General features: G+C 70.8%; 9 protein-coding genes. 6 read left to right on the top strand and 3 right to left on the bottom strand.

Going from position 1 to position 5,094, the window contains the following annotated elements; all coding sequences use genetic code 11:
• Both C1I98_RS42095 and C1I98_RS34855 read left to right on the top strand, forming a co-directional pair.
• A partial coding sequence (locus C1I98_RS42095) for an aromatic-ring hydroxylase C-terminal domain-containing protein (RefSeq protein ID WP_497846054.1) occupies positions 1–244 on the top strand: 244 nt, incomplete at its 5' end.
• A gap of 102 nt (positions 245–346) precedes the next feature.
• On the top strand, positions 347–1,276 hold the full coding sequence (locus C1I98_RS34855) for a ParB/RepB/Spo0J family partition protein (protein WP_199537452.1): 930 nt from the start codon (positions 347–349) through the stop codon (positions 1,274–1,276).
• 35 nt (positions 1,277–1,311) lie between these two features.
• Here the strand turns inward: C1I98_RS34855 and C1I98_RS34850 are convergent, their stop codons facing one another.
• Together C1I98_RS34850 and C1I98_RS34845 are read right to left on the bottom strand one after the other, a co-directional pair.
• Complete coding sequence (locus C1I98_RS34850; protein WP_146607825.1) at positions 1,312–1,770, bottom strand: pyridoxamine 5'-phosphate oxidase family protein; 459 nt, start codon at positions 1,768–1,770, stop codon at positions 1,312–1,314.
• Positions 1,771–1,840: 70 nt separating this feature from the next.
• The gene (locus C1I98_RS34845) at positions 1,841–2,302 is read right to left on the bottom strand and encodes an anthrone oxygenase family protein (protein WP_111171578.1); all 462 of its coding nucleotides are present in this window, start codon (positions 2,300–2,302) and stop codon (positions 1,841–1,843) included.
• Between the two features lie 163 nt (positions 2,303–2,465).
• Here C1I98_RS34845 and C1I98_RS34840 point away from each other — a divergent pair, with 163 nt between their 5' ends.
• Both C1I98_RS34840 and C1I98_RS34835 read left to right on the top strand, forming a co-directional pair.
• A complete protein-coding gene (locus C1I98_RS34840) occupies positions 2,466–2,939 on the top strand; it encodes an anthrone oxygenase family protein (RefSeq protein ID WP_111171577.1) in 474 nt (157 codons plus the stop codon).
• A 13-nt stretch (positions 2,940–2,952) separates the two neighbouring features.
• The gene (locus C1I98_RS34835) at positions 2,953–3,282 is read left to right on the top strand and encodes an antibiotic biosynthesis monooxygenase family protein (protein WP_111171576.1); all 330 of its coding nucleotides are present in this window, start codon (positions 2,953–2,955) and stop codon (positions 3,280–3,282) included.
• Positions 3,283–3,320: 38 nt separating this feature from the next.
• Here the strand turns inward: C1I98_RS34835 and C1I98_RS34830 are convergent, their stop codons facing one another.
• Positions 3,321–4,070, bottom strand: coding sequence for an AfsR/SARP family transcriptional regulator (locus C1I98_RS34830; RefSeq protein WP_158558307.1), 750 nt, complete (start codon positions 4,068–4,070; stop codon positions 3,321–3,323).
• Between the two features lie 215 nt (positions 4,071–4,285).
• Between C1I98_RS34830 and C1I98_RS34825 the strand changes: the two genes are divergently transcribed.
• Together C1I98_RS34825 and C1I98_RS34820 are read left to right on the top strand one after the other, a co-directional pair.
• Positions 4,286–4,609, top strand: a complete 324-nt coding sequence (locus tag C1I98_RS34825) for a TcmI family type II polyketide cyclase (protein WP_111171574.1) — start codon at positions 4,286–4,288, stop codon at positions 4,607–4,609.
• A partial coding sequence (locus C1I98_RS34820) for a methyltransferase family protein (protein WP_306461941.1) occupies positions 4,597–5,094 on the top strand: 498 nt, incomplete at its 3' end. The genes C1I98_RS34825 and C1I98_RS34820, both read left to right, overlap by 13 nt.

Genomic DNA, 5,094 nt, shown 5'->3' with positions numbered 1-5,094 from the left:
CCTCCAGGGTGCGGGCGCGGTCGCGGAGCGGCTCGGCGTACGGCTCGCGCCGTACGTGGTGGGCGGGCCCGAGTTGGGCGACCCCGGCGACGGCTGGGCGGCGAGGTACGGCGTGGCCGAGACCGGCGCGGTGCTGGTCCGCCCCGACGGCCACATCGCCTGGCGCGCCCGCGAGGCCGCCGCCGACCCCGCCCGCACCCTGGAGGACGTGCTGCGGACGGTGCTCGACCGGCCCATCCGGTAATTCATGATTCCCGTTCGATCCACTGACCGCCGCCGGACGAATCAGCCATGGCACGTCCGTCAGGGGGAGTGGACAAAAGTGACACGGGGGAGTGTTGCGGTCGTGGGCCCGCCGACGACCGTTCCGATAGCCATGCTGTCGCCGGGAGACTCGCCGCGCCTGGCCGGCGAGGATCCCGGCCACGCGCTGCTGCTCGCCGAGTCGAGCGCCAGGCTGCCGCCGATCATCGTGCATCGCCCGACGATGCGGGTGATCGACGGGATGCACCGGCTGCGCGCGGCGATCATGTGCGGTGCGGACACCATCGAGGCGCGGTTCTACGACGGCGACGCGGACGCGGCCTTCCTGCTCGGGGTCCGCGAGAACATCACCCACGGGCTGCCGCTCTCGGGGCCCGACCGCGAGGCGGCGGCGATCCGGGTGATGGGGGTTCATCCGGAATGGTCGGACCGGGCCATCGCCGCGGCGACCGGGCTTTCCGCCAAGACGGTCGCCGCGATCCGGCGGCGTACCGGCGGTGACGCCGCCCACCGGCGGGCCCGCGTCGGCCGCGACGGGCGGGTGCGGCCGATCGACGGCGGCGAGGGACGGCTGCGCGCCTCACAGATCATCCAGTCCGGTGCGGAGGTGTCGCTGCGCGAGGTGGCCCGGCGGGCGGGCATCTCGGTGGCCACCGCGCGCGACGTACGCGAACGCCTCCGCCAGGGGCGGCACCCGCTGCCGCCCCGGCAGCGCCGCACCAGGGCCACTCCGGCGGGCCGTACCGCCCGTCCCGTGCCCGTCGTCTGGCCCGAGGTACGCGACAAGCTGGGTAGGGACCCGGCGCTGAAGTACAGCGAGTCGGGACGCCGGCTGCTGCGCTGGCTGGACACCCACGCGCTGGCCGCAGGCGAATGGGAGGCCCTGCTCAGAGCGGTGCCCAGCCACTGGACCGGCGACCTGGCCCACCTGTGCAAGCTCTTCGCCCGACGCTGGCTGGACTTCGCCAAGGCCCTCGAAGCGGCCGGCCCGAACCCCCCACCCGGCCGCTAACGCCGCGCTGCCGGGTCGTCGGCGCGTTGGTCGGGTCAGGCGAGCCAGCGGCCGTTCTCCATGAGGGTGCGGTCGGGGATTTCGCCGCGGTGCCGCCAGGCGAGGACGCGTTGCGGGGTGAGGCGCAGGTAGACGCAGCCGGGCACCCTGGCGGGGTCGAGCGGGAGGCCGGGCGGCGGTGTGAAGTCGTCAGGCAGGTCGCCCGGGGACAGCACCTCCACCGGGCCGTCCACCAGGATGACGTCGGCCGGGGTGCCGAACGCGGCCCGCGCCCGCGGGTTGTCCCGCAGGTTGCGGGCGGTCCGGTGCCGCTCATGGGTGGCCATCACCACGTGGCTGCCGTCCCAGGCGCAGCCGAGCGGCACCATGTGGGCGCCGGAAGGCCCGCTGGTGGCCAGCCAGAGCTGGACGTCGCGGGCGAGCGTGCCGAGCACGTCGGACTTGCGCTGCGCGAGGTCACGGACGGGGGCCGGAGCGGCTCCGGTCAGGGGCATCTGCACTCCTTTTCTTTGTCGCCGGTTTTGTCCGTCGTCCGGGTCGCCGGTTCTGCTCGCCGCCCGGCGGTCAGATGGCGGATACCGCCGCGGCGGCGTTTCCGATGAGGGCGAGAACCGCGAATGCCGTCCGCACGTGATTCCATTTCTCCCATTCGCCGCGTGGATCCACCCAATCGATGGGAATGGCGGCGGGATCAAGTGCTTTGACCCGATGGTTGATGGGCACGTTGCGCGTCTGTGAGACGATCCCCGAGGCGATCAGCGCGACGGCGGACGAAGCGAACAACACGCGGGGCACCAGGTCGGCGGAGAGCACCGCGAGCACCGCGTCACAGATGACGGCGGTGATGACGATGATCGGCATCAGCGGGTCGTAGGCTCGGTCGAACGACTTGTGGAAGGCGATGTAGCGGTCGGGGGCCAGCGACCGCATCGCGGGCCACACCCCGATGGCATGACTGAAGAGCACACCTGCCACGAGCCCGTTTCCGACGATTACCGTGGCGGTGAGAATTCGGGCGAGCAGCATGTCCGTCCTTTCGCCGGTCCCGGCGGCAGTCTGCCGCTGTCGGCTTGAGCCGAACTAGAGCGCCACTGGTGTGACCGTGAAATCCGAATTCGAGCGCCGTGCGAGGTGCGCACGAGGGTGCCCGACCAGGCTTGAGATCGTCAGGCGAGCGAAAAGGAGCAGGATGACCGAGTTGCTGTTGCCGGTGGCGCTGTTCACCAACGGGATCGCGGCCGGCGTACTGGTCGGGACGATGCTCGGAGTGGTCCCGTTCTACCGGACGCTGGGTGCGCCCGAGTACGTGCGGGCACACGCCTTCAGCTCCACCCGTTATGACCCGTTCCAGCCCATCTGCCTGGTGACCACGCTCGTCATCGACACGATCCTGGCGGCCACGGTGGACGCGTTCACCGCACGGGCACTGTGCGCCGCCGCCGCCGTCACCACGCTCGGCGTTGTGATCGTCTCAGTGAGCAGGAACGTCCCGATGAACCGCTGGATCGTCCGCCAGGACCCCGACGCGATGCCCGCCGACTGGGACTTCGAGTCCTTCCGGGCGAACTGGGCCCGCTGGAACGGCATCCGGGCCACGGTGGCGGTCCTGGCCTTTGTCTTCAACATCTCGGCCGCCGTCGCCTTGCTGGCGCTCGGCTTGTGAAGGGAGGTCCGGCATGGCGGAGACGACCGCCTTCCGGGTGATGCTACGGATGCAGATCTTTCCCGGCAAGGAGAAGGAGTTCGAGAAGGTGTGGTACGCCGGGTCCGATGTGATCGGCCGGCAGGCGGGCAACCTCGGGCAGTGGCTGATGCGCGGCGAGGACGAGGAGGAGGGCGTCTACTACATCATGAGCGACTGGGTGGACGAAACGGCCTTCCGCGCGTTCGAGGGCACCGACGAGCACATCGAGCACCGCACCCAACTGCACCCGTACCGCTCGAAGGGCTCGATGGCCACCATGAACATCGTCTACGCCCTCGGCGGCCCCGCCACGACCTCCTGATCGCGACCTCCTGATCGCGACCTCCTGACGCGGCCGGGTCAGCCGGCCGCCAGGACCACTCGCTGCAGCTCGCGCATCTCGCCGCTGGGCTCCAGCCCCAGCTCTCGATGCAGGATGCGGCGCAGGCGCTGGTAGACCTCCAGCGCCTCGTGCCGCCGCCCGGCCCGGGACAGGGTCTCCATGAGCTTGAGGTGGAACCATTCGTCCAGCTCGTAGACGGTGGTCAGCTCCTTCAGCTCGCCGATCAGCTCCTGGTGCTGCCCCGAGCGCATCCGGGCCTCGATCTTGAGCTTGATCGCGTGTACCCGCAGCTCCTCCAGCCGGGTGCGGTAGATCGCCAGCCGGGGGCCGGTGACCACGTCGGCCAAGGCCGGGCCGTGCCACAGTGCCAGCGCGCCGCCCAGCGTCTCCGCCGCCCGCTCCGCGTCGCCCGCCCGCAGCAGCTCGCGGGCGCTCGCGACCTGCCGCTCGAACTCCACGGCGTCGAGCGAGCCCTCCGGGATGTCCAGCAGGTAGCCGCCGTGTTTGGTGACGAGCCTGGGCAGGCCCGCCGGGCCCGCCGCCCGCACGAACTGTTTTCGCAACTGGTAGACGTAGGTCTGCAAGGTCGTGCGTGCGCTGGGCGGCGGATGGCCCTCCCACAGCTCCTCGGTGAGCACGTCGGTCGGGATCACCTCGCCCGCCGCCGACAGCAGCAGCGCGAGCACGCTGCGCTGCTTGGGGGCGTTGGGGGTGACCCGCCACCGGTGGTCGTGGACCTCCAGAGTGCCGAGCACCTGAAAACGCATGCGCCCTCCCCGATCTCCGGCGGTCATGTGTCCCACTGATGTTCTAGCCGTCGGCCCTGACGCCTCACTGTCGTCTCCCTTTCTCCGGCCCGGCCCTTTTGCTCGGCGGGCCGTTCCAAGCCCGCTCAAGTGCGCTTCGAGAGCCACCGCGCAGACTTCTGAGCAGAGCGCTCATGCGCTCGCGGCCCTTGCCACCTACGGGAGAAAACACGCGTATGGAACGAATTCTGATCGTCGCCCGGATGCGGGAGCCGGCGGAGGCCGAGATCGCCCGGCTCTTCGGCCACTCCGACGGCACCACCCCGCTGCCCGAGCTGGGCGGCGCGGTGAGCCGCAGTCTGTTCTCCTTTCAGGGGCTCTACTTCCAGCTCATGGAGGTCGAGGGCTCGGCGGCGGAGACGATGGCGCGGATCCGCGATCGGCCGGAGTTCCAGGAGCTGAGCCGCAACCTGACGCAGTACATCGAGCCGTACGACCCCCAAAGCTGGCGGTCGCCGCGCGATGCCATGGCCACGGAGTTCTATCGGTGGGAGCGGTAACGGACATGAAGGACACCGCGGTGACCCGCGAGTCGCTGTTCGGCATGATGCAGGCGTACAAGACGACCAGCCTGCTGCGGACCGGCGTGTCGATGGGCGTGTTCGACGCCCTGGCCGGCGGCCCGGCCACCGCCGAGGCGGTCGCCGACCGGCTCGGCTGCGCGCCGCGCGGCATGCGCATCCTGCTCAACGCGCTGGCCGCGGTGGGCTTGACCGAAGAGCGCGACGGCCGCTACACGCTCCCGCCCGGGGCCGATGACCTGCTGGTCGCGGGCGGCCCCGGCTATCTGGGCGACATGGTCAAGGTGATGTCCAGCGACTGGGAGTGGGATGCGCTGAAGCGGCTGGACGACGCCGTACGCCGGGGCGGCACGGTCCTGGAGGTACACGCCGAAACCCCCGGCTACCAGTACTGGGAGGACTTCGCGGCCTACGCGGTGGCGGTGGCCCGGCCCACCGCGGGCGTGGTCGCCGACGCGCTGAAG

Origin of the sequence: Spongiactinospora gelatinilytica, from assembly GCF_003236385.1 — a bacterium.
GTDB classification, from domain to species: Bacteria; Actinomycetota; Actinomycetes; order Streptosporangiales; family Streptosporangiaceae; genus Spongiactinospora; species Spongiactinospora gelatinilytica.
Note: the sequence above shows the minus strand (reverse complement) of the source record. Positions and strands in the feature narration are given on the sequence as shown.